The organism is Xanthomonas cissicola (genome assembly GCF_008801575.1).
Lineage (GTDB): Bacteria > Pseudomonadota > Gammaproteobacteria > Xanthomonadales > Xanthomonadaceae > Xanthomonas > Xanthomonas cissicola.
In genome coordinates, this window is the sequence record NZ_VZPL01000021.1 from 21,763 (window position 1) to 45,820 (window position 24,058).

Annotated in this window: 23 protein-coding genes and 1 tRNA gene; 1 reads left to right on the forward strand and 23 read right to left on the reverse strand. The window is 63.7% G+C overall.

Annotation, left to right across the window (positions count from 1 at the left end; translation table 11 throughout):
* Positions 1-27: 27 nt before the first annotated feature.
* The 16 genes from F7R02_RS11075 to tpiA form a co-directional block, all read right to left on the reverse strand.
* Entirely contained in the window at positions 28-1,530 is a 1,503-nt protein-coding gene (locus F7R02_RS11075) for an NADH-quinone oxidoreductase subunit M (protein WP_078590173.1), read from the reverse strand.
* Between the two features lie 20 nt (positions 1,531-1,550).
* Positions 1,551-3,695 (reverse strand): NADH-quinone oxidoreductase subunit L, encoded by a 2,145-nt coding sequence (nuoL, locus tag F7R02_RS11080; protein WP_078590174.1) that lies wholly within the window; start codon positions 3,693-3,695, stop codon positions 1,551-1,553.
* A 7-nt stretch (positions 3,696-3,702) separates the two neighbouring features.
* Entirely contained in the window at positions 3,703-4,008 is a 306-nt protein-coding gene (gene nuoK, locus F7R02_RS11085) for an NADH-quinone oxidoreductase subunit NuoK (protein WP_005914274.1), read from the reverse strand.
* Positions 4,005-4,667 carry an NADH-quinone oxidoreductase subunit J gene (locus tag F7R02_RS11090; protein WP_172397252.1) on the reverse strand — a complete coding sequence of 221 codons (663 nt, stop codon included), beginning with the start codon at positions 4,665-4,667 and terminating at the stop codon, positions 4,005-4,007. The genes nuoK and F7R02_RS11090 overlap by 4 nt, the downstream gene beginning before the upstream one ends.
* A 4-nt stretch (positions 4,668-4,671) precedes the next feature.
* On the reverse strand, positions 4,672-5,160 hold the full coding sequence (gene nuoI / locus F7R02_RS11095; protein WP_078590175.1) for an NADH-quinone oxidoreductase subunit NuoI: 489 nt from the start codon (positions 5,158-5,160) through the stop codon (positions 4,672-4,674).
* A 3-nt stretch (positions 5,161-5,163) separates the two neighbouring features.
* Positions 5,164-6,255, reverse strand: coding sequence for an NADH-quinone oxidoreductase subunit NuoH (gene nuoH, locus F7R02_RS11100; protein WP_003485555.1), 1,092 nt, complete (start codon positions 6,253-6,255; stop codon positions 5,164-5,166).
* The gene (gene nuoG / locus F7R02_RS11105) at positions 6,252-8,486 is read right to left on the reverse strand and encodes an NADH-quinone oxidoreductase subunit NuoG (RefSeq protein WP_078517896.1); all 2,235 of its coding nucleotides are present in this window, start codon (positions 8,484-8,486) and stop codon (positions 6,252-6,254) included. The genes nuoH and nuoG overlap by 4 nt, the downstream gene beginning before the upstream one ends.
* Positions 8,483-9,817, reverse strand: a complete 1,335-nt coding sequence (nuoF, locus tag F7R02_RS11110; RefSeq protein WP_078590176.1) for an NADH-quinone oxidoreductase subunit NuoF — start codon at positions 9,815-9,817, stop codon at positions 8,483-8,485. Before nuoF ends, nuoG begins: the two co-directional genes overlap by 4 nt.
* A 3-nt stretch (positions 9,818-9,820) precedes the next feature.
* Positions 9,821-10,348: an NADH-quinone oxidoreductase subunit NuoE gene (gene nuoE / locus F7R02_RS11115; RefSeq protein ID WP_003485548.1), complete on the reverse strand. Its 528-nt coding sequence runs from the start codon at positions 10,346-10,348 to the stop codon at positions 9,821-9,823.
* Entirely contained in the window at positions 10,345-11,652 is a 1,308-nt protein-coding gene (locus tag F7R02_RS11120; protein ID WP_003485545.1) for an NADH-quinone oxidoreductase subunit D, read from the reverse strand. Before F7R02_RS11120 ends, nuoE begins: the two co-directional genes overlap by 4 nt.
* Complete coding sequence (locus F7R02_RS11125; protein ID WP_003485543.1) at positions 11,649-12,401, reverse strand: NADH-quinone oxidoreductase subunit C; 753 nt, start codon at positions 12,399-12,401, stop codon at positions 11,649-11,651. Before F7R02_RS11125 ends, F7R02_RS11120 begins: the two co-directional genes overlap by 4 nt.
* 36 nt (positions 12,402-12,437) lie before the next feature.
* A complete protein-coding gene (locus F7R02_RS11130) occupies positions 12,438-12,992 on the reverse strand; it encodes a NuoB/complex I 20 kDa subunit family protein (RefSeq protein WP_005914280.1) in 555 nt (184 codons plus the stop codon).
* Positions 12,983-13,339 (reverse strand): NADH-quinone oxidoreductase subunit A, encoded by a 357-nt coding sequence (locus tag F7R02_RS11135; protein WP_003485539.1) that lies wholly within the window; start codon positions 13,337-13,339, stop codon positions 12,983-12,985. The genes F7R02_RS11130 and F7R02_RS11135 overlap by 10 nt, the downstream gene beginning before the upstream one ends.
* A 102-nt stretch (positions 13,340-13,441) precedes the next feature.
* Positions 13,442-13,526, reverse strand: a tRNA-Leu gene (locus F7R02_RS11140).
* Positions 13,527-13,575: 49 nt separating this feature from the next.
* Positions 13,576-14,049: a preprotein translocase subunit SecG gene (gene secG, locus F7R02_RS11145; RefSeq protein ID WP_005914281.1), complete on the reverse strand. Its 474-nt coding sequence runs from the start codon at positions 14,047-14,049 to the stop codon at positions 13,576-13,578.
* Between the two features lie 33 nt (positions 14,050-14,082).
* Positions 14,083-14,838, reverse strand: a complete 756-nt coding sequence (tpiA, locus tag F7R02_RS11150; RefSeq protein WP_078590177.1) for a triose-phosphate isomerase — start codon at positions 14,836-14,838, stop codon at positions 14,083-14,085.
* A gap of 112 nt (positions 14,839-14,950) precedes the next feature.
* On the opposite strand from tpiA, the gene F7R02_RS11155 reads away from it, so the two are divergent.
* Positions 14,951-15,751, forward strand: a complete 801-nt coding sequence (locus F7R02_RS11155; RefSeq protein WP_078590178.1) for an SDR family NAD(P)-dependent oxidoreductase — start codon at positions 14,951-14,953, stop codon at positions 15,749-15,751.
* Between the two features lie 203 nt (positions 15,752-15,954).
* Here the strand turns inward: F7R02_RS11155 and F7R02_RS11160 are convergent, their stop codons facing one another.
* From F7R02_RS11160 to accD, 7 genes are all read right to left on the reverse strand, one after another.
* Positions 15,955-16,383 carry a group I truncated hemoglobin gene (locus F7R02_RS11160; protein WP_005914286.1) on the reverse strand — a complete coding sequence of 143 codons (429 nt, stop codon included), beginning with the start codon at positions 16,381-16,383 and terminating at the stop codon, positions 15,955-15,957.
* Entirely contained in the window at positions 16,383-17,255 is an 873-nt protein-coding gene (locus F7R02_RS11165) for a DUF3034 family protein (protein ID WP_078590179.1), read from the reverse strand. The genes F7R02_RS11160 and F7R02_RS11165 overlap by 1 nt, the downstream gene beginning before the upstream one ends.
* A complete protein-coding gene (locus F7R02_RS11170) occupies positions 17,252-19,618 on the reverse strand; it encodes a putative bifunctional diguanylate cyclase/phosphodiesterase (protein ID WP_078590180.1) in 2,367 nt (788 codons plus the stop codon). The genes F7R02_RS11165 and F7R02_RS11170 overlap by 4 nt, the downstream gene beginning before the upstream one ends.
* Positions 19,615-20,298 carry a methylamine utilization protein gene (locus F7R02_RS11175; RefSeq protein ID WP_078590181.1) on the reverse strand — a complete coding sequence of 228 codons (684 nt, stop codon included), beginning with the start codon at positions 20,296-20,298 and terminating at the stop codon, positions 19,615-19,617. Before F7R02_RS11175 ends, F7R02_RS11170 begins: the two co-directional genes overlap by 4 nt.
* A 209-nt stretch (positions 20,299-20,507) precedes the next feature.
* Positions 20,508-21,446, reverse strand: coding sequence for an isopenicillin N synthase family dioxygenase (locus F7R02_RS11180; protein WP_016849575.1), 939 nt, complete (start codon positions 21,444-21,446; stop codon positions 20,508-20,510).
* A gap of 123 nt (positions 21,447-21,569) precedes the next feature.
* A complete protein-coding gene (glmM, locus tag F7R02_RS11185) occupies positions 21,570-22,919 on the reverse strand; it encodes a phosphoglucosamine mutase (RefSeq protein WP_003485522.1) in 1,350 nt (449 codons plus the stop codon).
* On the reverse strand, positions 22,916-23,803 hold the full coding sequence (accD, locus tag F7R02_RS11190) for an acetyl-CoA carboxylase, carboxyltransferase subunit beta (protein WP_003485520.1): 888 nt from the start codon (positions 23,801-23,803) through the stop codon (positions 22,916-22,918). The genes glmM and accD overlap by 4 nt, the downstream gene beginning before the upstream one ends.
* Positions 23,804-24,058: the final 255 nt, after the last annotated feature.

Here is a 24,058-nt window from a genome sequence, read left to right on the forward strand (position 1 = left end):
CTGGAAATCAAAACGTACGGCAAGCGGTCAGAGCTTGGTCGCGGCAATCTGGGTTGCCAGCTTGGCGATCGAGGGTTCCATCAGATCGGTCAGCGGCTTCGGATACAGGCCCAGGGCGAGCACGCCGGCGGCGAACACCCCCAGCACGAACGCTTCGCGGCCATTGATGTCCTTCAGCTCGGCCACGTGTGCATTGGCCACTTCGCCGAAGAACACGCGCTTGTAGAGCCACAGTGTGTACGCCGCGGTGATCACCAGCGTGGTGGCTGCAGCGAAGGCAACCAGCGGATGCTTCTGGAAGCTGGCCAGGATGACCATGAACTCGCCGACAAAACCACTCGTTCCAGGCAAGCCGGCATTGGCCATGAAGAACAACATGGAGAACGTGGCGAACCACGGCATCACGTTGACCACGCCGCCGTAGTCGGCGATGCGACGGGTATGCATGCGGTCGTAGAGCACGCCGATGCATGAGAACATCGCACCGGATACGAAACCGTGCGAAATCATCTGCACCATCGCGCCCTGCAGGCCCAGACGGGCAGCATCGGTGCTGCCATACTCGCGCACCAAAGTGAAGGCGATAAAGGTACCGAGCGTGACGAAACCCATGTGCGCGATGGACGAATACGCCACCAGCTTCTTCATGTCGTCCTGTACCAACGCCACCAGGCCGACATAGATCACCGCAATCAGCGACAGCGTGATGACCAGCCAGGCGAACTCATGACTCGCATCCGGCACGATCGGCAGGTTGAAGCGCAGGAAGCCGTAGCCGCCGATCTTCAACGCAATCGCCGCCAGGATCACCGAACCGGCCGTCGGCGCCTCGACGTGCGCGTCCGGCAACCAGGTGTGCACCGGGAACATCGGCACCTTGACCGCAAAGGCGATCAGAAACGCAAAGAAGATCCAGGTCTGTTCCTTGGCGGTCAGCTGCAGCGCGTAGAGATCGGCGAGCTGGAAGCTGCCGCCCTTCAAATACAGATACACCAGGCCCACCAGCATCAGCACCGAGCCAAGGAAGGTATACAGGAAGAACTTCATCGCCGCGTAGATGCGCCGCGGGCCGCCCCAGACACCGATGATCAGGAACATCGGGATCAGCATGGCTTCGAAGAACACGTAGAACAACATCGCGTCGGTGGCGGCGAAGATGCCAACGGTGACACCTTCCAGGATCAGGAAGGCAGCGACGTACTGATTGACGCGCTTGTCGATCGAGCGCCAGGCACCGATCAAGGCCAGCACCGTCACCAGCGTGGTCAGCACGATCAACGCGACCGCGATGCCATCCACGCCCAGGTTATAGCCGATGTTATAAGCCGGGATCCAGGCATGCAGTTCGATGAACTGCATGGCGCCATTGGCCGTGTCGTAGCCCAGCAGCGGCAGACTCAGCGCAAAGGTCGCCACCGCTACCGCCAAAGACGCCCAGCGGGCAGTCTCGGCGTTGCGCAACGCAAGGATCAGGGCGCCACCGATAATCGGCAGCCAGATCAAGATAGACAGTAAAGGCCAGTTCGACACGTTTTCTTATTCCGTACAGGTCAACGCCAGAAATGCATCAGTACCGCCAACAAGGCGATCAAACCGATGATCATTGCGAAGGCGTAGTGATAGAGGAAACCGGATTGCGTGCGACGCAGCAGATTTGCAGCCAGGTCGATCAGTCGGGCAGAACCGTTGACGACAGCGCCGTCGACCACATGGGTATCGACTGCACGTGACGCCTTGCCAAGCACAACGCCACCACCGGCGAAGCCATTGATCCAGAGCTTGTCGAAGCCGTACTTGTTTTCCAGCAACCACACGATCGGCGCGAATGTCTTGCGCGACTTGGTGGCCAGTTCCGGCTTCCACAGGTAGAACAGCGCTGCCAGCAACAGCCCGGCTACCGTCAGGAAGAACGGAGCGGCCAGCATGCCATGCAGTGCGAATGCGACCGGACCATGGAACTCTTCGGCCAACGCACCAACGGTATCGCGTGCCGGATCGTAGAAATCGACGATACCAGTGAAGAACGAAACTGCCTGGCCCTTCATGGCGTGCGCTGCATGGTGGCCCTGCCAGTCGGTCCCGAACAACATCGGACCGATCGTGAAGAAGCCGATCGCGATCGAGGGGATTGCTAACAAGACCAGCGGCAGCGTTACCACCCACTTGGACTCATGCGGCTCGTGGGCGCCATGGTGACCATGTCTGTGATCGTCGTGGGCATGCGCATCGTGCGAGTGAACCTGCGCTTCGGCATCGGTATGCGCGCTGTCGTGATGCGAATGCGCGTCGTGCGCATGGGCGTCGCGGAACCGCTCCTTGCCGTGGAAGGTCAGGAACAGCAGACGGAAGCTGTAGAAACTGGTCACCAGTACGCCGCCAAGCACGGCCCAGTAGCCATAGGTTGCGACCCAGTTATGCGACTCATGCGCATGATGCGCGGCCGCTTCGATGATGGTGTCCTTCGAGTAGAAGCCAGAGAAGAACGGCGTACCGACCAGTGCCAGCGTACCGATCACGCTGGTCCAGTAGGTCACCTTCATGTACTTGCGCAGGCCACCCATCTTGCGCATGTCCTGCTCGTGGTGCATGCCGATGATCACAGAGCCGGCAGCCAGGAACAGCAGTGCCTTGAAAAAGGCGTGGGTCATCAGGTGGAACACGGCTGCCGAATACGCCGACACGCCCAATGCCACCGTCATGTAACCCAGCTGCGACAGCGTGGAGTAAGCGACCACGCGCTTGATGTCGTTCTGCACGATACCGATCAGGCCGGTGAAAAACGCCGTGGTCGCACCGATGAACAGGATGAAGTTCAACGCCGTTTCCGACAGTTCGAACAGCGGCGACATGCGCGCCACCATGAAGATGCCGGCGGTCACCATCGTTGCTGCGTGGATCAGCGCCGAGATCGGCGTGGGGCCTTCCATCGAGTCCGGCAGCCACACATGCAACGGCACCTGGGCCGACTTGCCCATCGCACCGATGAAAAGGCAGATGCAGATCAGCGTCATCACGCTCCATTCGTAGCCCGCGAACAGCTGCACCTTGGCACCGGCCATGGTGGTCGCATTGGCGAACACGGTGGAGTAATCCAGCGAGCCGAACCACAACAGCACACCGGCGATACCGAGGATGAAGCCGAAGTCGCCGACGCGATTGACCAGGAACGCCTTCATGTTGGCGAACACGGCCGTCGGACGCTTGAACCAGAAACCGATCAACAGGTACGACACCAGACCCACCGCTTCCCAGCCGAAGAACAGCTGCAGGAAGTTGTTGCTCATCACCAGCGTGAGCATGGAGAAGGTGAACAACGAGATGTAGCTGAAGAAGCGCTGGTAGCCCGGATCTTCTTCCATGTAGCCGATGGTGTAGATGTGCACCAGCAGCGACACGAAGGTCACCACCACCATCATCATTGCAGTCAGGCGGTCGACCATGAAGCCGACATGCGCAGAGTAATTGCCGACATCAAAGAACATGTAGAGGTTCTGGTTGAACGGGCTGGCGCCCTGCTCGACCAGCTGATACAGCGTCACGCACGACAGCACGCAGCTCACCGCAACACCGAGGATGGTGACGTACTGCGCGCCCTTGCGCCCGACCTGGCGCCCGAACAGGCCGGCGATGATGCTGCCGACCAGCGGTGCAAGCACCACTGCGATCAACAGACTCTTGGAGAGAGTGATTTCCATCTACAGGTCAGCCCTTCAACGTATCGACTTCGGCCACATTGATCGTGCGGCGCGTGCGGAACAGAGTCACCAGGATCGCAAGGCCGATCGCAGCCTCCGCAGCGGCAACCGTCAGAATGAAGAACACGAACAACTGACCGGCGGTATCGCCAAGCTCGCGCGAGAACGCAATAAAGTTGACGTTGACCGACAGCAGCATCAACTCGATCGACATCAGCAGCACGATGACGTTCTTGCGGTTGAGGAAGATGCCGGCCAGCGAGATGCAGAACAGCACCGCGCCCAGTCCAAGCAGGTGGCCCAAGGTAATCAAGACTTCGCCTCCTGTCCGTCGGCCGCGTCGATCTGCGGCGCAACCTGTACCGGCTTTTCAACCGCCATTTTGACCATGCGCAGACGGTCGCCCGCCTTCACCCGCGACTGCTCGCCGGCATTCTGCAACTTGATGCCAGTGCGCTTGCGCAGGGTCAGCATCACTGCAGCCACCACCGCCACCGTCAGGATCACCGCCGCAAATTCGAACGGCAGCAGAAATTCGGTGTACAGGCTCTTGGCCAACCAGGTCAGGTTGGAACTGTCTGCAGCTTGCGCAGCTGCGTTGTCTGCAGGGAACGGCGTGGCGCTACGCGCCTTGACACCGATCAGCGTGACCATCTGCGCGAGCATGGCAACCGCCACGATGACGCCGAGCGGCATGTACTTGACCCAACCCTCGCGCAAGCGGCTGGTATCGATGTCCAGCATCATCACCACGAACAGAAACAGCACCATCACCGCGCCGACGTAGACCAGCACGAGGGTCACGCCGAGGAATTCGGCCCCGATCAACAACCAGATGCATGCCATCGAGAAGAACGTGAGGATCAGGCACAACACGGCGTACACCGGGTTGCGCACGCTGATCACCGCACCGGCGGACACGACCGCGACGGCGGAGAAGGCGTAGAAAGCAATAGAGACCCAGTCCATCATGACCTCAACGGAAGGCGGCATCGGCAGCGCGACGCTCGGCGATCTCGGTTTCTAACCGGTCTCCGATCGCCAGCAGCTGCGGCTTGTTGACAATATTTTCGCCACGCTTCTCGAAGTGGTACTCGAGGATGTGCGTTTCGACGATCGAGTCCACCGGGCAGCTTTCCTCGCAGAAGCCGCAGAAGATGCACTTGAACAGGTCGATGTCGTAGCGCGTGGTGCGGCGGGTGCCGTCTTCGTGCTTGGCCGAGTCGATGGTGATCGCCAGCGCCGGACACACCGCTTCGCACAGCTTGCAAGCGATGCAACGCTCTTCGCCGTTGGGATAGCGGCGCAGCGCGTGCAGGCCACGAAAGCGCGGCGACTGCGGGAATTTCTCCATCGGGTACAGCACGGTGTACTTGGGCTTGAACGTGTATTTCAACGTCAGCCACAAACCGCCGAGCAATTCGAGCAGCAGCAGGCTCTTGAAGTAATGGGTGATCTTGTTCATCGATTACACGCCCTTCTGGATCACGCCGTAAAACACCATCAACGCCGTCACTGCGATCCACACGATCGTGAGCGGAATGAAGACCTTCCAGCCCAGACGCATGATCTGGTCGTAGCGGTAACGCGGGAAGCTGGCGCGGAACCAGATATAGGCGCTGGCGAAGAAGAACACCTTCATCAGCAGCCACGGCCAGCCGCCCTTCCACAACCAGTCGATCCACGGCGAAATGTCCGCATTGACCCAGCCCTGGATCGGGCTCAACCAACCGCCGAGGAAGAAGATCGAGATCAGGAAGCTGACCAGGATCATGTTGGCGTATTCGGCCAGGAAGAACAGTGCGAACGCACCGCCCGAATATTCCACCATGTGACCGGCGACGATTTCCGATTCGCCTTCCACCACGTCGAACGGCGCGCGGTTGGTTTCGGCGACGCCAGAAACCCAGTACACGATGAACAACGGGAACAGCGGAATCAGGAACCAGTCGAAGAAGCCGGAATTGCCGGCCTGAGCGAACACGATCTGGCTCAGGTTGACGCTGCCGGAGGCAATCATCACACCGACCAGCGCAAAGCCCATCGCAATTTCGTAGCTGACCACCTGCGCGGCCGAACGCATCGCGCCCAGGAAGGCGTACTTCGAGTTCGACGCCCAGCCGGCCAGGATGATGCCGTACACGCCCAGCGAGGTCATCGCCAGCAGATACAGCAGGCCGACGTTGGCATTGGACAACACCAGCTTCGCATCGAACGGCACCACCGACCACGCGGCGAAGGCCGGCGCCAGTGTCAGCAGCGGTGCGATGACGAACATCGCCTTGTGCGAGCTGGCCGGTTGCACGATCTCCTTGAACAGGAGTTTGAACACGTCGGCGAAGGCCTGGAAGATGCCCATACCCACGTACATGGGCCCGTGGCGCACGTGCATCCAGCCGATCAGCTTGCGCTCCCAGACCACGTAGAAGGCCACCGTCACGATCACCGGCACGGCGATCAGCAGGATCTTCAATACCGACCAGAGCACTACGCCGCCATCGCCCAGCCCCAGGAACCACTGGTGCAACGGGTCGACCAGGTTCAACAGCAATTCGTTCATGCAGCCACCACCGTTACACGACCGGCACCGAGCGGCGCGGTTGCACCATGGCCGGATTCGATCCACACCGTGCCCGGTGCGACGCGCTTGTCCAGCACCACCGGCAACGTTGCCTTACCGGCATCGGTACCGACCTTGACCATCTGACCAGCCTGGACCTGCAACTGCGTCGCCTGCTCCGGATGCATCGCCACGCACGGCGCAATATTGAGCGGATGCGACTGCAGCGCGGCAGCCCGACGCACCACCGCATCGGTGCGGTAGATCGCCGCAGTTGCAGCGACTTCCAGCCCGTCGCTGGCGGCCGCTGGCTGCGCCGACGTCGTCGGCGTCACGCTGCGGTTCTGCATGCCGGCGCGCAGACCGACCAGGTCGATGAATTCGAAACCGGCCAGACCCAGTTCACCGCCAAGTGCACGCAGCACGCGCCATCCCTCGCGCGCTTCCACCGGCAAGCGGCCGGCAGCGCGTGCAGTCTGCACACGACCATCGAGATTGGTCAGCGATGCATCGATTTCCGGCAACGCACCGATCGGCAGAATTACATCGGCCACATCGCGCGTCGACGCACAGGCAAACTGACTGAAGGCAACCACCTTGGCACCTGCCAGCGCGCTGCGTGCAGCGGCGGCGTCGGCAAAATCCAGGCCCGGCTCGATGCCATACAGCACGTAGGCCTGACGCGGCTGGGCCAGCATGCCGGCGACACCGCGCGCGGTGGGCAGCACGCCCTGCGAGACCAGACCGACGGCATTGGCGCCCTGCGGGATGCGGCACAGCGACGCGCCGGTTGCGGCAGCAAAATCGCGTGCGGCCGCGCGCAACGCGGCAGCCTGCGGATGATTTTCGGCCAGCGCGCCGACCACGATCACGGCGCGGCTTGCAGCCTTGACCGTATCGCGCAGCCCCGCATCGCTCAGTGCATCCGCCAACTGCGAGGGCGCCACCACGGTGCGGCTTGCCTGGACGAAGGCGAAATCGAAGTCGACCGGGTTGACCGAATGAATCTGCGTACGGTTCTGGATTTGCGCCTTGCGCAGACGTGCGTGCAGCAACGGCAGTTCGTGTCGCACATTGGTGCCGAACAACACCACCACATCGGCCTGCTCGATCTCGGCCAGCGGCGTGGCGAAGGCTTCGGCCACCGCAGCGTCGGAGAAATCACGGTTGAGCAGACGATGGTCCAGATTGCCGCTGCCCAGACCCTCGGCCAGACGTGCGAGCAATGCGCCTTCTTCGTTGGACGTGGACGGATGCACGAGGACGCCAAGCGAATCGCCGGCGTTTTCGCGCAGGATTTGCGTGGCGGCGGCCAGGCCTTCGGCCCAGCTCACTTCAGTCCACTGCCCGTTCACCTTCTTCAGCGGCTTGACCGCACGGTCTTCGGCATACAGGCCCTGGTGCGAATAACGATCGCGGTCGGACAGCCAGCATTCGTTGACCGCTTCGTTCTCGCGCGGCACGGTCCGCAGCACTTCGCCACGACGCACGTGCAGGAACAAGTTCGAGCCCATTGCATCGTGATAGCCCAGCGATTCGCGCGCCATCAGTTCCCACGGACGTGCGCGGAACTGGAATACCTTGTTGGTCAACGCGCCCACCGGGCAGACGTCGATGACGTTGCCGGAAATTTCGGTGGTCAGCGGCTTGCCGTCGTAGGTACCGATCTGCAGATTCTCACCACGATACATGCCACCCAGCTCATAGGTGCCGGCAATGTCTGCGGTGAAACGCACGCAACGGGTGCACTGGATGCAGCGAGTCATCTCGGTGGCGACCAGCGGACCGATGTCCTCGTCCGGCACCACGCGCTTGCGCTCGTTGAACCGGCTCACCGAACGGCCATAGCCGAGCGAGACGTCCTGCAGCTCGCACTCGCCGCCCTGATCGCAGATCGGGCAGTCCAGCGGGTGGTTGATCAGCAGGAACTCCATCACGCTGCGCTGGTACTTCAGCGCCTTCTCGCTACGCGTGGTGACCTTCATGCCGTCCATCACCGGCGTGGCGCAGGCAGGCGACGGCTTGGGCGACTTTTCGACATCGACCAGGCACATGCGGCAGTTGGCCGCGATCGGCAGCTTCTCGTGATAGCAGAAGCGCGGGATCGGGATGCCGGCCTTGTCGGCCGCCTGGATGATCATCGAGCCCTTCGGCACCACCAGGGACTGCCCGTCGATCTCGACGGTGACATGGTCCGGTGGCACGTTCGGGTTCACTGGTTGGGCGCTCATGCAGCCACTCCGACTTGCGTATCGACGATCGAACGACCGTTGACGATGTAGTACTCGAACTCGTCCCAGAACTGGCGCAGGAAGCCCTGAATCGGCCATGCCGCCGCTTCGCCGAACGCACAGATGGTGTGGCCTTCGATCTGGCCGGCGACGGTGCGCAGCTGATGCAGGTCTTCCATCGTTGCCTTGCCGGCGACGATGCGCTCCAGCACGCGGTGCATCCAGCCGGTGCCCTCGCGGCACGGGGTGCACTGGCCGCAGGATTCCTTGTGGAAGAACTGCGAGATGCGGCAGGCAAAGCGGACGCAGCAGACGCTGTCGTCCAGCACCACGATGGCACCCGAACCCAGACCGGTGCCGAGCGCGCGCAAGGTGTCGTAGTCCATCTGCAGGCCCGCGACCTGGTCGGCCTTCAGCACCGGCATCGACACGCCGCCGGGCACCACACCCTTGAGCTTGCGACCCGGGCGCAGCCCGCCGGCCATTTCCAGCAGTTCGTCGAAGGTGGTGCCGAGCGGCACCTCGAAATTGCCGCCCTTCTGCACGCAACCGGACACCGAGAAGATCTTCGGGCCGCCGTTCTTGGTCTTGCTCAGCCCGAGGAACCACTCCGGGCCGTTGCGAATGATCGCCGGCACCGACGCGTAGGTCTCGGTGTTGTTGATGGTGGTCGGCTTGCCGTACAGGCCGAAATTCGCCGGGAACGGCGGCTTGTAGCGCGGCTGGCCTTTCTTGCCTTCCAGCGATTCCATCAATGCGGTTTCTTCGCCGCAGATGTAGGCGCCAGCACCCAGCGCACCGTAGATGTCGATATCCACGCCGCTGCCGAGAATGTTCTTGCCCAACCAACCGTTGGCGTACGCGTCGGCCAGCGCCAGCTCGAAGTTTTCGAACGGCTCGTGGTGGAATTCGCCACGCAGGTAGTTGTAGCCCACCGTCGAGCCGGTGGCGTAGCAGGCGATCGCCATACCCTCCACCACCGAATGCGGGTTGTAACGCAGGATGTCACGGTCCTTGCAGGTGCCCGGCTCGGATTCGTCCGAGTTGCACAGGATGTACTTCTGCATGTTGCCCTTGGGCATGAACGACCACTTCAACCCGGTCGGGAAGCCTGCGCCACCGCGGCCGCGCAGGTTGGACGCCTTGACCATCTCGATGACATCGGCGGGCGGGATCTTCTCTTCGAGGATCTTGCGCAGCGCGGCGTAGCCACCGGTTTTCAGATAGCTCTCATACGACCACGGAGTGTCGTAGTGCAAGGTCGTGTAGACGACCTGATGCGGCTGCGGCGCCGGACCGACCGGGCCTGAGGGTGCGTGATGATGTGCCATGTCTTACTCCAGCCCGTCCAGCAGCGCGTCGACCTTTTCTTTCGTCAGGTGCTCGTGATAGTGGCCGTTGATGACCATCATCGGCGCTGCGGAGCAGGCAGCCAGGCACTCTTCTTCGCGCTTGAGGTAGACGCGGCCATCGGCCGTCGACTGCCCCAGTTTGCAACCCAGCTTCTTCTCGGCGTGCGCCAGAAGATCTTCGGCGCCGTTGAGCCAGCAGCTGATATTGGTGCAGAACGCCACGTTGTGGCGGCCGACGCGTTCGGTCTCGAACATCGAATAGAAGCTGGCGACCTCATAAGCCCATACCGGTGGCAGCTCCAGGTACTTGGCCACGCCCACGATCAATTCGTCGGTCAGCCAGCCCTGGTTCTGTTCCTGCGCAGCATGCAGACCCTGCAGCACCGCCGAACGCTTGCGGTCCGGCGGGAACTTGGTCAGCCAGTGATCGATGTGCGCGCGCGTCTTGTCGCTCAGCACCACCTGCGGATCGACGTCGCGCGCCGCTTCGAAATTACCCGTCGCCTTCATCGGTCAACCTCACCGAAAACCAAATCGTAAGTACCGATCATCGCCACGACGTCGGCCAGCAAATAGCCTCGCACCACTGCGTCCATCGACGACAGATGCGCAAAGCCCGGCGCGCGCAGGTGCACGCGGAACGGCTTGTTGGCGCCGTCTGACATCAGGTAGCAACCGAACTCGCCCTTGGGCGCTTCGACCGCACTATAGGTTTCGCCGGCCGGTACGCAGTAGCCTTCACTGAACAGCTTGAAGTGATGGATCAGCGCTTCCATGTCGTCCTTCATGCCTTCGCGGCTGGGCGGGGCGACCTTGAAATTCGTGACCATGACCGGGCCAGGGTTGGCCTTCAGCCACTTCACGCACTGCTTGATGATGCGGTTGGATTCGCGCATCTCGGCCACGCGCACCAGGTAGCGGTCATAGCAGTCGCCATTGGTGCCGACCGGGATATCGAAATCCACCGCGTCGTACTTGGCGTAGGGCTGCTTCTTGCGCAGATCCCACTCGATACCCGAACCACGCAGCATCGGACCGGTCATGCCCCAGGCGCGTGCCAGATCCGGGCTGATGATGCCGACGTCGACGGTACGCTGCTTCCAGATGCGGTTATCGGTCAGCAGGGTTTCGTATTCGTCCACGCGTGCCGGGAAGGTATTGGTGAACTCCTCCAGGAAGTCCAGCATGGTGCCTTCGCGACCGGCATTGCGCTTCTTCAGCGCCCCGCCCTTGTGCCAACGCGACTCCTTGTACTGCGGCATGCGATCGGGCAGATCGCGGTAGACGCCGCCGGGACGGTAGTAGGCAGCGTGCATGCGCGCGCCACTGACCGCCTCGTAGACGTCCATCAGTTCTTCGCGCTCGCGGAATGCATACAGCATCACCGCCATCGCCCCCAGATCGAGCGCATTGGAACCGACCCACATCAAGTGGTTCTTGATGCGGGTGATCTCGTCGAACATGGTGCGGATGTACTGCGCACGCTCGGGCGCTTGGATCCCCATCAGGGATTCGATCGCGCGCACGTAGGCGTGCTCGTTGCACATCATCGAGACGTAATCCAGACGGTCCATGTACGGAACCGACTGGTTGAACGGCTTGGACTCGGCCAGCTTCTCGGTGCCACGGTGCAGCAGACCGATATGCGGATCGGCACGCACCACGGTCTCGCCGTCCATTTCCAGGATCAAACGCAACACGCCGTGCGCCGCAGGATGCTGCGGGCCGAAGTTCATCGTGTAATTGCGGATTTCCTGCTTGCTTTCGACAGGATTGCTCGCGAAGGCATCGGTTGCCTGGCGGAACTCACTCACTTGGCAGTCTCCGACTTGCCCACTTCACCAGCGGCAGTCTCATAACGGGCATCGTCGCGAATGACGCGCGGCACGCCGACGCGCGGCTCGACCGAGGTCACCGGCTCGTACACTACGCGCTTGCGCTCCTCGTCGTAACGCACTTCGACGTTGCCGATCAGCGGGAAGTCCTTGCGGAACGGGTGGCCGACGAATCCGTAGTCGGTCAGGATGCGGCGCAGGTCCGGGTGCCCGTCAAACACGATGCCGAACAGGTCGAACGCCTCGCGCTCGAACCAGTTCACGCCCGGCCAGATATCGGTCACCGACGCCACCACCGGCACCTGCTCGTCCGGTGCGTAGCAGCGCACGCGCAGACGCTGGTTGTGCTGGTAGGAAATCAGCTGCGCGACCACCGCAAAGCGCTGCTTGGGCAGCTGCTGCGGCTGCGCGCCAGCGGAGCTTTCCTGGCTGGGGAATTCGCCCCAGGCGAAACGGCCGACCGCCTTGCCTTCGACGCCGCGACTGAAGCCCTGCGACGACACGTCGGCGGTATCCCACTCGTCGCTGCCGTAGCCGAGGTAATCGACGCCGCACAGGTCGCTGAGCTGCTCGAAACCGAGCTCGTCACGCAGTGCAAGACAGGTGGCGTGCCAATCGGCGGCAGCGACTTCCAGCGTCACTTCGCCGCGCGGCAATGCCACGGCAATCTGCGCACCGGCGAAACGTGCCGCAAGTCGGTCAGTGAAGGAGGATGCTTGCTCTGCCATGGGGGCTTGGCTGCTCTCGGTAGAAGAAGACGGGTGTCAGCGCGCGATCGTCTGGGTACGCCAGATCTTCTTCTGCAGCTGCAGGATGCCGTAGACCAGCGCCTCGGCGGTCGGCGGGCAGCCCGGGACGTAAATGTCCACCGGCACGATGCGGTCGCAACCGCGCACCACCGAATACGAATAGTGATAGTAGCCGCCGCCGTTGGCGCAGCTGCCCATCGAGATGACCCACTTCGGATCCGGCATCTGGTCATAGACCTTGCGCAGCGCCGGGGCCATCTTGTTGACCAGAGTGCCGGCCACGATCATCACGTCGGACTGGCGCGGCGACGGGCGGAACACCACGCCGTAGCGGTCCAGATCCAGGCGCGAGGCGCCCGCATGCATCATCTCGACGGCGCAGCACGCCAGGCCGAAGGTCATCGGCCACATCGAGCCGGTGCGTGCCCAGTTCAGCAGCGCATCGACGCTGGTGGTCACGTAACCCTTCTCGAGCAACGGGTTTTCGCCTTCCGGGCGCAGGATGTCTTCCACCCGGCCTTCCGGCATCGGGTTGGTCATCAGACTATCCAGGGTCTGAATCACTCCCATTCCAGCGCTCCCTTCTTCCACACGTAGATAAAGCCGAGGAACAACATACCGACGAACAGCCCCATGGTGACCAGCGAACGTGCGCCGATCTCCATGAACACCTGCGTCCACGGCACGATGAAGATGATTTCCAGATCGAACACGATGAACTGGATCGCGATCAGGTAGTAGCGCACATCGAACTTCATGCGCGCGTCTTCGAAGGCCTCGAAGCCGCACTCGTAAGGCGAGAGCTTGCGCGGGTCCGGGCTACGCGGACCGAGGAATCGACCGACCAACATCAGCACGATGCCGATACCGGTGGCGACGATCAGAAACAGCAGACTCGGCAAATATTCGGCCAGCACAGCGATTCTCTCTTGCCTCTGCCCGCACGCGCCGCGTGCCGGCATGGGGTATAGGCAGACCCCGCGCGCGACAAGCGATGCGCAGGAACTGCAGCCAAACAATGGTGCCCAAGAGGGGACTCGAACCCCTACGACCTAAGTCGCTACCACCTCAAGGTAGTGCGTCTACCAATTCCGCCACCTGGGCATACGTTGCGCCGCTGGGCATCCCAGTGCGCAGCGTATTGTAACCGGCTTCAGCGTTTTTGTGCTGGTTCTGAAGCGTTTTCTTCGCTTGCTGCAGGCGCTGGCTGCGCCGGTGCGGACTGTGCAGGCGCGACTGGCGGAGCGGCGGCCGGAGCCGGCTGCGACGGAGCAGTCGGCACGGCACCTGCGGCCGGAGCCTGCGGCAACGGCTGGGTGAGCTCGCCGGCGGCGGCAGGAGCCGGGGTTGCCGACTGCGACATCACACCCAGGTTCTGATCCGTGGGACGTGCGCCGTGCGTGGCGTACCACGCCATGAACAGGCTGATGCTGAAGAACACCACCGCCAGCCACTTGGTCGACTTGGACAGGAAGTTCGACGCACCCTGCGAACCAAACACGGTGCCCGACGCCCCGGCGCCGAAGCCGGAACCAGCCGCAGCGCCTGCGCCACGCTGCATCAGGATCAGCGCAATCATCGCCAGGGCGACCAGCACGTAGACCACATTGAGGATCAACATCAGCATTTCGAAATCCGTCCCCGGACAAAACTTAATGGGTTAGCACGCGGCCGCCGCGCGTGCGATGGCCAGGAAATCTTCGGCGACCAGTGATGCGCCTCCGACCAGCCCGCCATCGACGTCAGGCTGTGCGAACAGCTCGCCGGCGTTGTCGGGCTTGACACTGCCCCCGTACAGGATGGGCAACGAATCGGCGATTCTAGCATCCGCCTTCGCGACTTCGCCACGCAGGAAAGCGTGCACCGCCTGGGCCTGCTCCGGGGTGGCGGTGCGGCCGGTGCCAATGGCCCAGATCGGTTCGTAGGCCAGCACCGCGTCCGCAAAACCGGTACTGCCCACCAGCGCCAGGACCGGGTCGAGCTGGGCACGTAGGATTGCCTCAGTCTGACCGGCTTCACGCTGTTCCAGCGATTCGCCCACGCACAGCACCGGAATCAGCCCGGCATGGAGGGCGGCGGCGAACTTGCGCGCTACCAGTTCGCTACTCTCCTGATGGTATTGGCGGCGCTCGGAGTGGCCGACCAACCCGTAACCAGCACCGACATCGACCAGCATCGAGGCCGATACCTCGCCGGTGTAGGCGCCCTTCTCGTTACTGCTGACGTCCTGGGCTCCGAACGACAGGTGATGGGCCTCGAAATCCTCGATCAGGTCGCCGAGGTAAGGCAGTGGCGGCAGGATAACGACTTCGACACCCTCCAGGGGCATGTGCGCGGCCAGCTTGGCCACCAGTTCGGTGGCGAAGGCGCGGCTGCCATGCAGCTTCCAATTTCCGGCAACGATCTTTCGACGCATCAGGCGCAGGTTCCTGAGTTGAAGACAGGCGACAGAATAGCCCAAGGCCTGTCGGCAACCGGCACACTTCTGTCCGCCAGATTTCCTCCCGCTTCCCTTACAGGAACCTGCCATGTCCGTTTCGCCTGTCTTCGCCCTGATCACCGGCGCCTCCAGCGGCATCGGCCGCGAGATTGCGCGCGCATACGCCAGGCGCGGCATGCCGTTGATCCTGACCGCACGACGGGTAGACCGGCTGCTGGCATTGGCCGAGGAATTGCGCAGCACGGTTCGGGTGGAAGTGCTGCCGGCCGATCTGGCCGACCCTGCCGCGGCCGAAGCGCTGGCAACGCAGATCCAGCGCAACGGCTGGACCGTGGGCACACTGGTCAACAACGCCGGTTACGGCGTGCCGGGCCGCTATCTGCACAACGACTGGGCCACGCATGCGCGCTTCCTGCAGGTGATGGTAGGCGCGGTGTGCGAGCTGACCTGGCGACTGCTGCCAATGATCCGTGCCAGCGGCCAGGGCCGCATTCTCAACGTGGCCTCGTTCGCCGCACTGACGCCCAGCGCCGATGGGCAGACCCTCTATGCGGCCAGCAAGAGTTTCATGCTGCGCTTCAGCGAATCGCTGGCGCTGGAAAACGCCGATTGCGCGCTCAAGGTGTGCGCGCTGTGCCCGGGCTTTGCCTGGTCCGAATTCCACGACGTGACCGGCACCCGCGAGGCGATGTCCACCCTGCCCGCCTGGGCCTGGCTGCAGGCCGATGCAGTGGCCGAATATGGAATCGCCGCACTGGAGCGCGGCCAGGTGCTGGCGGTGCCGGGCTGGCGCTATCGGCTGGTCAACGCAGCACTGCGGCTGTTGCCGCATGCGCTCGCCCTACGCCTGATGGCGCGCGGCTCGCATCGGGTGCGGCCGCTGGATTGACGCGCCGGCAGACTGCGTATGCAGGAGCGATCGCCCGTGCTCGGCAGCGCTTCGTGCGTGACTTCAACCTGGGCGACCGCAGGGCTTGCGATGACCACGCAAGCGCACGTATCGAGCGTCGGTGATTTGGATGCAGCGCATGCCCGTCCAAATCGGCATCAGCTCACGCGCCCTACCGCCAGCGCTAACGCCACCCGCTGGCTTCAGTGATTGACGATCTCGCCGTGCATGGCCGCCAGGCGCGCCAGCAGGCGGTTTTGCGTGCGGCGCGGAATCTTGCGCTGATCCATGGCCCAGTTCAGATCCTCGACCAGGGCATTGAAGTCGCCTTCGCGGATGGCCAGGTGCGCGTGCGCCTGCTGCATCGACTTGGCCGTATCAGGGCATGGGCCGTCGGCGACATGGCAGAACTTCTGCACCAGGCGCTCGTTGAGCATGACGATATTGACGCGCGCGAATTTATCGACGATGCGTGGGTCGTCGGCGATGCGCGAGAGCATGGTTTCCACCAGTGCTTCGATGCCGGCCTGCCCGCCAAGTTCGTCGTACAGCGTCTGCCGCGACTGCGTGCTGGCGCAGGCGCTCGTCAGGCCCAGCATGCAGAGCAACGACCAGCGCAGCCATCGGTTCATCAGAACGCCACCTGCAACGAGAGATAAGGGCCGCGCTGATCGGCAAGCGTGGCGATATCGCCAAGATCGGCCCAGGCGGCGGTCAACGAAACATGCTTATTGGGGAACCAGGCGACGAATGCATCCGCCCACGCTTGCTCGCGCGCGAAACCGAGGTTATTGGGTTTGTCGCGATATTCCACACCCACCGCCCAGGACGGCGACAGCACCACTGCAGCACTGACCTCGGGCACCAGACGATAGCTGTTGCGGCGATCGCCGCCAAAGCCGAGCAAACCGGCCTGGTTGGCGCGGGTAGCGCGCAAGGTGCCGTTGAGCAGCAGCTGATATCCCGCGGCGCCCTTCAGCAACAAGCGGCTCGCGCTGAGGTAGATGTCGGTGCCGTGGTCGTCGCGCGCACCGATCGCCAATGGCAAGGTGCCGTTGCGCAGGCGTTTGTATTGCACGCCCAAGCTGACTTGCGGCGCATGTGCGTACACAAGATCGCCGGCCAAGCGCACCTTGGCGCCGAACACGTCCTGGCCAAGCGCATTCCACGGCAAGCCGAGCCGGTCCTGCAGAGTGCCCAGATCCAGACGCTGGCGGGCAAGCGACAGCTCCAGCCGGTTGCCAACCGTGAGCGCGGCGCCCTGCACGTCGAGACGGTAATCGCCGCTGTCGACGTGGGTTGCGAACGCGACGGTGCCAAGCTCGTCGCGCGTGCCGTACCCAGACAAGGTGGCCCACGGCACGATGCCGCCGCCACTACTGCCTTCGATCATCGATACGCCGCCGGTGGCGAGCAGGCGCCCGTCGCCGGCCAGGGCATGCAGCGGCGCGAACACCCCGGCTACCGCAACAGCAAGCAGCGCGACACGCAGATGCCCGCTCATCGCTGCACACCTGCATGTGCTGGCGTGGTCATGCCGAGTTGGCGCATGCACCAGGCCACCAGCGGCGCTTCTTCCAGCGGTGGCGAATACAGATAGCCCTGCACCATGTCGCAGCCGTAGCCGCGCAGCAGCGCGAGGGCGGCGGTGTTTTCGACGCCTTCGGCAATGACGCTCAGCCCCAGGTTATGCCCCAGATCGATCGTGCTGCGGACGATGAAGGCATCGTCGGTGCCGTCGGCCAACTGCATGACGAAACTCTTGTCGATCTTCAATTCGTCCACCGGCATGCGCTTGAGTTGTGCCAACGAGGAATAGCCGGTGCCGAAATCGTCGATGGACAGGCGCACTCCGACACTGCGCAACTGATGCAGCATGTGCAGCGCGAATTCGACATCGCGCATCAAGGCGCTTTCGGTCAATTCCAGTGTGACCGACTGCGCTGGCACGGCGTGATGCTCCAGGCAGCCGCGCACGAAGTCGGGCAAACCGGGATCGGACAGATCCAGTGCTGACAGATTGATGGCCATGCCCAGCTGCAGCCCCTGCTTGCGCCATTGCGCCTGGCAGCGCAGCGCTTGGTCCAGCACGAAGCGGGTGAGCGGATGGATCACGCCGGAGTGTTCGGCAAGCGGGATGAATTCGTCCGGACCGATCGGCCCGAGCACCGGATGATGCCAGCGCACCAGCACTTCGACCTGTTCGACATGATCGGTGCGCAAACAGATCTTGGGCTGGAAGCGCAAGGTGAGTTCATTGGCGCCGATGGCCTGACGCAGATCGCCGGTGAGGCGCAAACGCCGCAGATGCTGTTCGTCCTGGCCCATGCGGTAGACGCTGGCGCCGAAGGTGGCTGTCGTACCGACCTGCCGCCGTGCGATGTCGGCCCGGCGCAACAAGGTGTCCGGATCGGCGCCGTGCTCGGGAATCAAGGCGATGCCGATGCTGGCTTCGAGCTGGATGCGCGCCTGCGGCAACACCAGCGGGCGGCGCAACTGCAGCAGCAGGCGCTGCGCATCCTGCTGCACGCTGGCCGCATCCGCTTGCGCCACCACCACCATGAATTCATCGCTCCCCAGCCGGCCCACCAGATTGGGCTCTTGCACGACATCGACGAGCCGGCGCCCGGCTTCCACCAGCACCTGGTCGGCGAAGTCGTGGCCCAGGCTGTCGTTGAGTTCCTTGAAGCGTTCCAGATCCAGGATCAGCACCGCGGCGGTGCCACCGGATGCGACGGTCTGATCCACCACGTCCTTCAGGCGCTCCAGCAACCAGATGCGGTTAGGCAACCCGGTCAAGGCGTCGTGGCGGGCCTGATGCAGGATGTGCTGTTCGCGGCTGGCGATCTGGTGCTGCATGCGCCCGAAACTGTCGGCCAGTTCGGCGAGTTCGCGGCCCGGCGGCACCTGCACGGCGGTGCGGTAATCGCCGCGCTGAATGCGCCGTGCGGCCTGGACCAGTTGGGCAACCGGCTTGCTCACGCTGCGCGCAAGAACAATCGCCACGCCCAATGCCGCGACCGTGGCCAAGCCTGCCAGCAGCAGGATACGCAGCTTGAGGCTGCGGTACGGCGCCATGGCACGATCCAGCGATGCCTGCAACGCCACCCGCACCTGGCTGTCGCCCTGGATCGATTGCAGCCTGACCAGATAGCGCGACTGGTCCAGCGTCAGCGGGATCGATGCAGCCTGCACCTTCGCTGCCAGGGGCAGTTGCTGCGCGAATTGGGCGCGCGCCGAGGGCTCCAGGGTGGAGGCCAGCACGCGCACCGGTGGGCCATCGGTGAAGAAGGTCGCATCCAGCCCGGTGGTGGTGCGGAAATCCTGCGCCAGGCCATCGCCGGATTCGTTGCCGATCCCAATCCAGCCGACCCGGTTCGGTGCCAGCACCTGCACCACTGCCAACCGCACGATGTGCTGATTCAGCGCCACCACACCGACCGCGCGTCCATCGCGCTGCGCTTGTTGCAGCAAGGCCTGCACCGCACGCAATTGTTCGGCCTGCGGTACGTCGGCCAGGCCGGTCAGGAATTCGCCATCGGGCGACAGCAACAGCGCGGTTTGCGCCGACATGCGCGCGGCGTGATTGCGCAGGGCCGATTGCATGGTCGGCACGTCGCCACTGGCCACGGCCGCACGAAACCCGAAATCGTCGGCCAGCACCGACGCCGACTGCAGCAGCTGTTCGTCGCGGCGCATGTTGATGCGTTGCCAGACGCGCTGCCCGATCTCCAGCTCTTCGCCAAGCTGCGCCTTGACGCTGCGCTCGGTCGCCACCTGCACGGCAAGGAATGTCAGCGCCTGCGTGGCAAGCACGACCAGCACGAGCAAGGCCGCGATGCGGGTATGCAGACGCATCGACCTCATGGGCGCGGCTTCTTCGGGTCGGCGTTACGGAACTTGTCCTGCAGCGCGCGCACGCGCGCATCCGGTGGCGCCGCGGCCGGCGCGGCGCCGGTGGTCTGCAGGGTCACGCGGCGCTGCACTGGCTCGCGCGCGATCACCAACGGCTCGCTGCTGGCAGCGCCCTTGATGCGCGGGTGCCAGACCCGCAGCGTGTAACTGCCCGCAGGCGCCTCAAGCTGGGCGCGACCATCGCTGCCGGTCTTGCCGAAATACGGGGTCTCCAGCACCACGATGTACCCCAGCATCCAATCGTGGATATTGCAGCCGATGGTGACCACGCCCGCCTGATCGAAACGCACCGGCGTCGCAGTGGTACCTTGAAACAGCGGCAGTTCGAAGCGCTTGGCCGGAGAGAACGAATACACCTGATGGCGAATCTGATCGTTATTCGGAAAGCGCACCAGGGTACCGGTGCGCACTGCCAGCACGGCAGGCACGAACTGCGAATTGACCTGATCCATTTCCGCGGTCCTGGTCGCGGTCGGCGGAGCGGGCCGCGCCGGCTCCAGGCTCACGACCGCATCGACCAGCACGCCACCTGCATCGGCGACGGTCACGCTGACCGCTGTCGCCGACACCGATCCTGCGGCGGCACAGGCCGCCAGCACCGACACGATACCCAGCCATTTGATCCATCGCATGCGCACGCCCCCACCAGCCCTGTGCAATCGGCAGCGGGCGCCAGGCGAGTCCGACGTCGCGCTAGCGATTAGCCTCGGTTATCGGCCCGAGTGAACGCAAGCTTTAACCAGGCGCGTGCGGAATTTTCTGAACAAAATTGCGGCGCCGGTCACCGGTCGTGTTGCGGGCGCGGCTATTGGCGCCGCGCAATGCGTCCCGACGCGCCGGATTACTTCAGCTTGATCTCGCGCAGACGCTCTTCCAGGAAGCCATGCGCCGTGATCGGCTCCGGATAACGGCTGGGATTGTCCGCGCTGATGCACGAGGGCAGCACGTCGATGAGGAAATCCGGATTGGGGTGCAGGAAGAACGGCACCGAATAGCGCGGTTGGCGCGCCTGCTCTCCCGGTGGATTGACCACGCGGTGGATGGTGGACGGATACACATGGTTGGTCAGGCGCTGCAGCATGTCGCCGATGTTGACCACGATGGTGTCGGCGTCGGCCGTGAACGGCACCCACTCGCCCTCGTGGGAACGCACTTCCAGGCCGGCGGCACTGGCACCCACCAGCAAGGTGATGAAATTGATGTCGCCATGCGCGCCGGCACGCACGTTGGGGATGTCGTCGCTGGTGATCGGCGGGTAATGGATCGGCCGCAGGATCGAATTGCCGTTGTTGGTCTTGTCGACGAAGTAGTCCTGCGGCAGGCCGATATGCAGCGCCAGCGCCGACAGCACGCGCGAACCCAATTGATCCAGTTGCTGGTACAGCTGGTAGCCGCGCTCGCGGAAACCAGCCACTTCGCTGGGCCACAGGTTCGGCGGCATCACTGCGCGGTACGGCGAATCGTCCGGAATCTCGCGGCCGATGTGCCAGAACTCCTTCAGGTCGAAGTGCTTGGAATCCTTGGCGGTTTCCACGCCGAACGCGGTGTAGCCGCGCGCGCCGCCGCTGCCTTCCACGTGATAACGGCGCTTGGTCGCTTCCGGCAGCGCGAAGAACGCCTTGAACACTTCGTAGGCGGCGTCGATATCGGCCTGTGCGATGCCGTGATTGCGGATGCCGGCAAAGCCCCACTGCCGATAAGCCGCTCCGAGCTCGGCGACGAAGGCGTCGCGATCGGTGTCGAAACGGGTGATGTCCAGCGTGGGGATGCGCGCGCTCATACGGATGTCTGCAGTCAAGGTCGAAAGGGTCGAGATAAACCTGCGGGTCAGATCAGCAGGCGATACAACAGGTAAAACGTCGCGGCCTTGGCGATGACCACGCAGATGCCAATGACGATCGACTCACGCCGCGTCACGCACTGCACCCGAGAGCCGGTCGAGCGTGTCCTGCATCAGGCCGGCGTCGTCGGCTTCCACGGTCACCCGCACCACCGGCTCGGTGCCCGACGGGCGCAGGAACGCGCGGCCACGGCCTCGTACGGCGGCCTGCGCCTGTTGCAACGCCTGTTGCACGTTGGCCGCTTCCACAATGGCCTTGGCGGCGCCACCATCCAGGCGCACGTTGACGGTCTTCTGCGGCACCTTGCTTAGGCTCGTCAGCGCGTCGCGCAGGCTCTGCCCATCGCGACCCAGCGCTTCGAGCACCTGCAGCGCACTGACGATGCCATCGCCGGTGCTGGCACGGTCCAGGCACAGCAGATGGCCGGACGTTTCGCCGCCCAACGTGCCGCCGCCTTCGACCAGGGCCTGATGCACGTAGCGGTCCCCGACCTTGGCGCGCTGGAACGGGATGTGCAGCGCGGCCAATGCCTGTTCCAGACCGTAATTGGTCATCAAGGTGCCGACCACGGTACCCGTCAGCCGGCCGCTGGCCTGCCACGAGCGCGCGAGCACGTACAGCAGATCGTCGCCATCGACCGGGTTGCCCTGGTCATCGGCCATCAGCACGCGGTCGCCGTCGCCGTCGAAGGCGATACCCAGGTGCGCACCGCACTCGCGCACCTTGGCGGCGAGATTATCGATATGGGTCGAGCCCACGCCGGCATTGATGTTGAGCCCATCCGGCGCGGCGCCGATGACCACCACCTCGGCACCCAGCTCGCGGAACAGCATGGGTGCGATGTGATAGGTGGCGCCATGCGCGCAATCCAGCACCATCTTCAGCCCGTGCAGGGTGAAACCACGCGCCACGCTTGCCTTGCAGAATTCGATATAGCGGCCGATGGCGTCACGCGTGCGGATGGCCTTGCCCAACCGCTCCGATTCCACCGTGTGGAATGGCTCGTCCAACGCCGCTTCGATCGCCGCTTCGGTGGCGTCGTCGAGCTTCTCGCCTTCGGCGGAGAAGAACTTGATGCCGTTGTCGTAATGCGGATTGTGCGAGGCGCTGATCACCACTCCCGCGTCTGCGCGCAGCGTGCTGGTCAAAAAGGCGATGGCCGGGGTCGGCATCGGCCCGATCAGCTGCACGTCGGCACCGGCGGCAACCAAGCCAGCTTCCAGCGCCGCTTCGAACATGTAGCCGGAAATGCGGGTGTCCTTGCCGATCAGCACCAGCGGCCGCTTGCTGCGGCCCTGGGTCAGTACACGGCCGAGCGCATTGCCCAGGCGCAGCACGAAGTCGGCCGAGATCACGCCCTGCCCGACCCGACCGCGGATGCCGTCGGTGCCGAAATACTTGCGTGCGCTCATGCGGCGTCGGCGTCTTGCGGATGCGGCTGACGCATCATCATCGCGGTGAGCTCGGCGATGCGGTCGCGCATCTGGCGGCGGTCGCAGATCTGGTCGATGGCGCCGTGGTCGAGCAGGAACTCCGAGCGCTGGAACCCTTCGGGCAGCGTTTCGCGCACGGTCTGTTCGATCACGCGTGGGCCGGCAAAGCCGATCAGCGCATGCGGCTCGGCGATGTTGATATCGCCGAGCATCGCGAACGAGGCCGACACGCCACCGGTGGTGGGATGGGTCAGCACCGAGATATACGGCAGGCCGGCTTCGCGCAGGCGCCCGAGCGCGGCCGAGGTCTTGGCCATCTGCATCAGCGAGAACAGGCCTTCCTGCATGCGTGCGCCGCCACTGGCGGAAAAACACACGAACGGGCAGCCGACTTCCAGCGCCACTTCGGCCGCACGCGCAAAGCGCTCGCCCACCACCGACCCCATCGAGCCGCCCATGAAGGCGAAATCGAACGCAGCGGCGACCAGCGGATTGCCCTTGAGGGTGCCGCGCATGGCGATCAGCGCGTCGTATTCGCCGCTGGCCTTCTGGCTGGCCTTGATGCGCTCGCCGTAGCGCTTCTGGTCCTTGAACTTGAGCGCGTCGACCGGCCCGAGCTGAGCGGCGATTTCAGTGGTCGCGGTATCCGGGTCGAACAGCGAATTCAGGCGCGCGCGGGCGCGGATCGCCATGTGGTGATCGCATTTCGGGCACACCTCGAGGTTTTCTTCGAGTTCCGGGCCGTACAGCGCACTCCCGCAATTGCTGCACTTTTCCCACAGGCCCTCGGGGACGCTGCGCTTCTTGGCCGGGGTGTTTTCGGTGCGGATGCCGGAGGGCATCAATTTGCTGAGCCAGCTCATGCGTGTATGACAATCCATGCAGGGCGGCCTGGCGGGCCGCAGAGGGGCGACAGTCTAACGCGCCGTGGGAATGCCAAGGTAGCCGGCGTCATGAATGCGGGGTCTGGCGCAGAGACTTCCGGGCTTGGGCGGCGGTATGTCCCTGCAAGCGATGGCCGTAGCCGCGAATGGATCGCGGCGGCTGCCGTGGCGCGATGCGGCGCAGGCACTGGCTACGCCTGCGCCCGCCCCTTCGCCCCAATCCCTCTAGCGCTG

Excerpts from the sequence above, each read along its gene's own strand:
- nuoL (WP_078590174.1), bottom strand. The coding sequence starts at position 3,695 with ATGGAAATCACTCTCTCCAAGAGTCTGTTGATCGCAGTGGTGCTTGCA.
- F7R02_RS11090 (WP_172397252.1), bottom strand. The coding sequence starts at position 4,667 with ATGATGGACTGGGTCTCTATTGCTTTCTACGCCTTCTCCGCCGTCGCG.
- nuoI (WP_078590175.1), bottom strand. The coding sequence starts at position 5,160 with ATGAACAAGATCACCCATTACTTCAAGAGCCTGCTGCTGCTCGAATTG.
- nuoH (WP_003485555.1), bottom strand. The coding sequence starts at position 6,255 with ATGAACGAATTGCTGTTGAACCTGGTCGACCCGTTGCACCAGTGGTTC.
- nuoG (WP_078517896.1), bottom strand. The coding sequence starts at position 8,486 with ATGAGCGCCCAACCAGTGAACCCGAACGTGCCACCGGACCATGTCACC.
- nuoF (WP_078590176.1), bottom strand. The coding sequence starts at position 9,817 with ATGGCACATCATCACGCACCCTCAGGCCCGGTCGGTCCGGCGCCGCAG.
- nuoE (WP_003485548.1), bottom strand. The coding sequence starts at position 10,348 with ATGAAGGCGACGGGTAATTTCGAAGCGGCGCGCGACGTCGATCCGCAG.
- F7R02_RS11125 (WP_003485543.1), bottom strand. The coding sequence starts at position 12,401 with ATGGCAGAGCAAGCATCCTCCTTCACTGACCGACTTGCGGCACGTTTC.
- F7R02_RS11130 (WP_005914280.1), bottom strand. The coding sequence starts at position 12,992 with ATGGGAGTGATTCAGACCCTGGATAGTCTGATGACCAACCCGATGCCG.
- secG (WP_005914281.1), bottom strand. The coding sequence starts at position 14,049 with ATGCTGATGTTGATCCTCAATGTGGTCTACGTGCTGGTCGCCCTGGCG.
- tpiA (WP_078590177.1), bottom strand. The coding sequence starts at position 14,838 with ATGCGTCGAAAGATCGTTGCCGGAAATTGGAAGCTGCATGGCAGCCGC.
- F7R02_RS11155 (WP_078590178.1), top strand. The coding sequence starts at position 14,951 with ATGTCCGTTTCGCCTGTCTTCGCCCTGATCACCGGCGCCTCCAGCGGC.
- F7R02_RS11160 (WP_005914286.1), bottom strand. The coding sequence starts at position 16,383 with ATGAACCGATGGCTGCGCTGGTCGTTGCTCTGCATGCTGGGCCTGACG.
- F7R02_RS11165 (WP_078590179.1), bottom strand. The coding sequence starts at position 17,255 with ATGAGCGGGCATCTGCGTGTCGCGCTGCTTGCTGTTGCGGTAGCCGGG.
- F7R02_RS11170 (WP_078590180.1), bottom strand. The coding sequence starts at position 19,618 with ATGAGGTCGATGCGTCTGCATACCCGCATCGCGGCCTTGCTCGTGCTG.
- F7R02_RS11175 (WP_078590181.1), bottom strand. The coding sequence starts at position 20,298 with ATGCGATGGATCAAATGGCTGGGTATCGTGTCGGTGCTGGCGGCCTGT.
- F7R02_RS11180 (WP_016849575.1), bottom strand. The coding sequence starts at position 21,446 with ATGAGCGCGCGCATCCCCACGCTGGACATCACCCGTTTCGACACCGAT.
- glmM (WP_003485522.1), bottom strand. The coding sequence starts at position 22,919 with ATGAGCGCACGCAAGTATTTCGGCACCGACGGCATCCGCGGTCGGGTC.
- accD (WP_003485520.1), bottom strand. The coding sequence starts at position 23,803 with ATGAGCTGGCTCAGCAAATTGATGCCCTCCGGCATCCGCACCGAAAAC.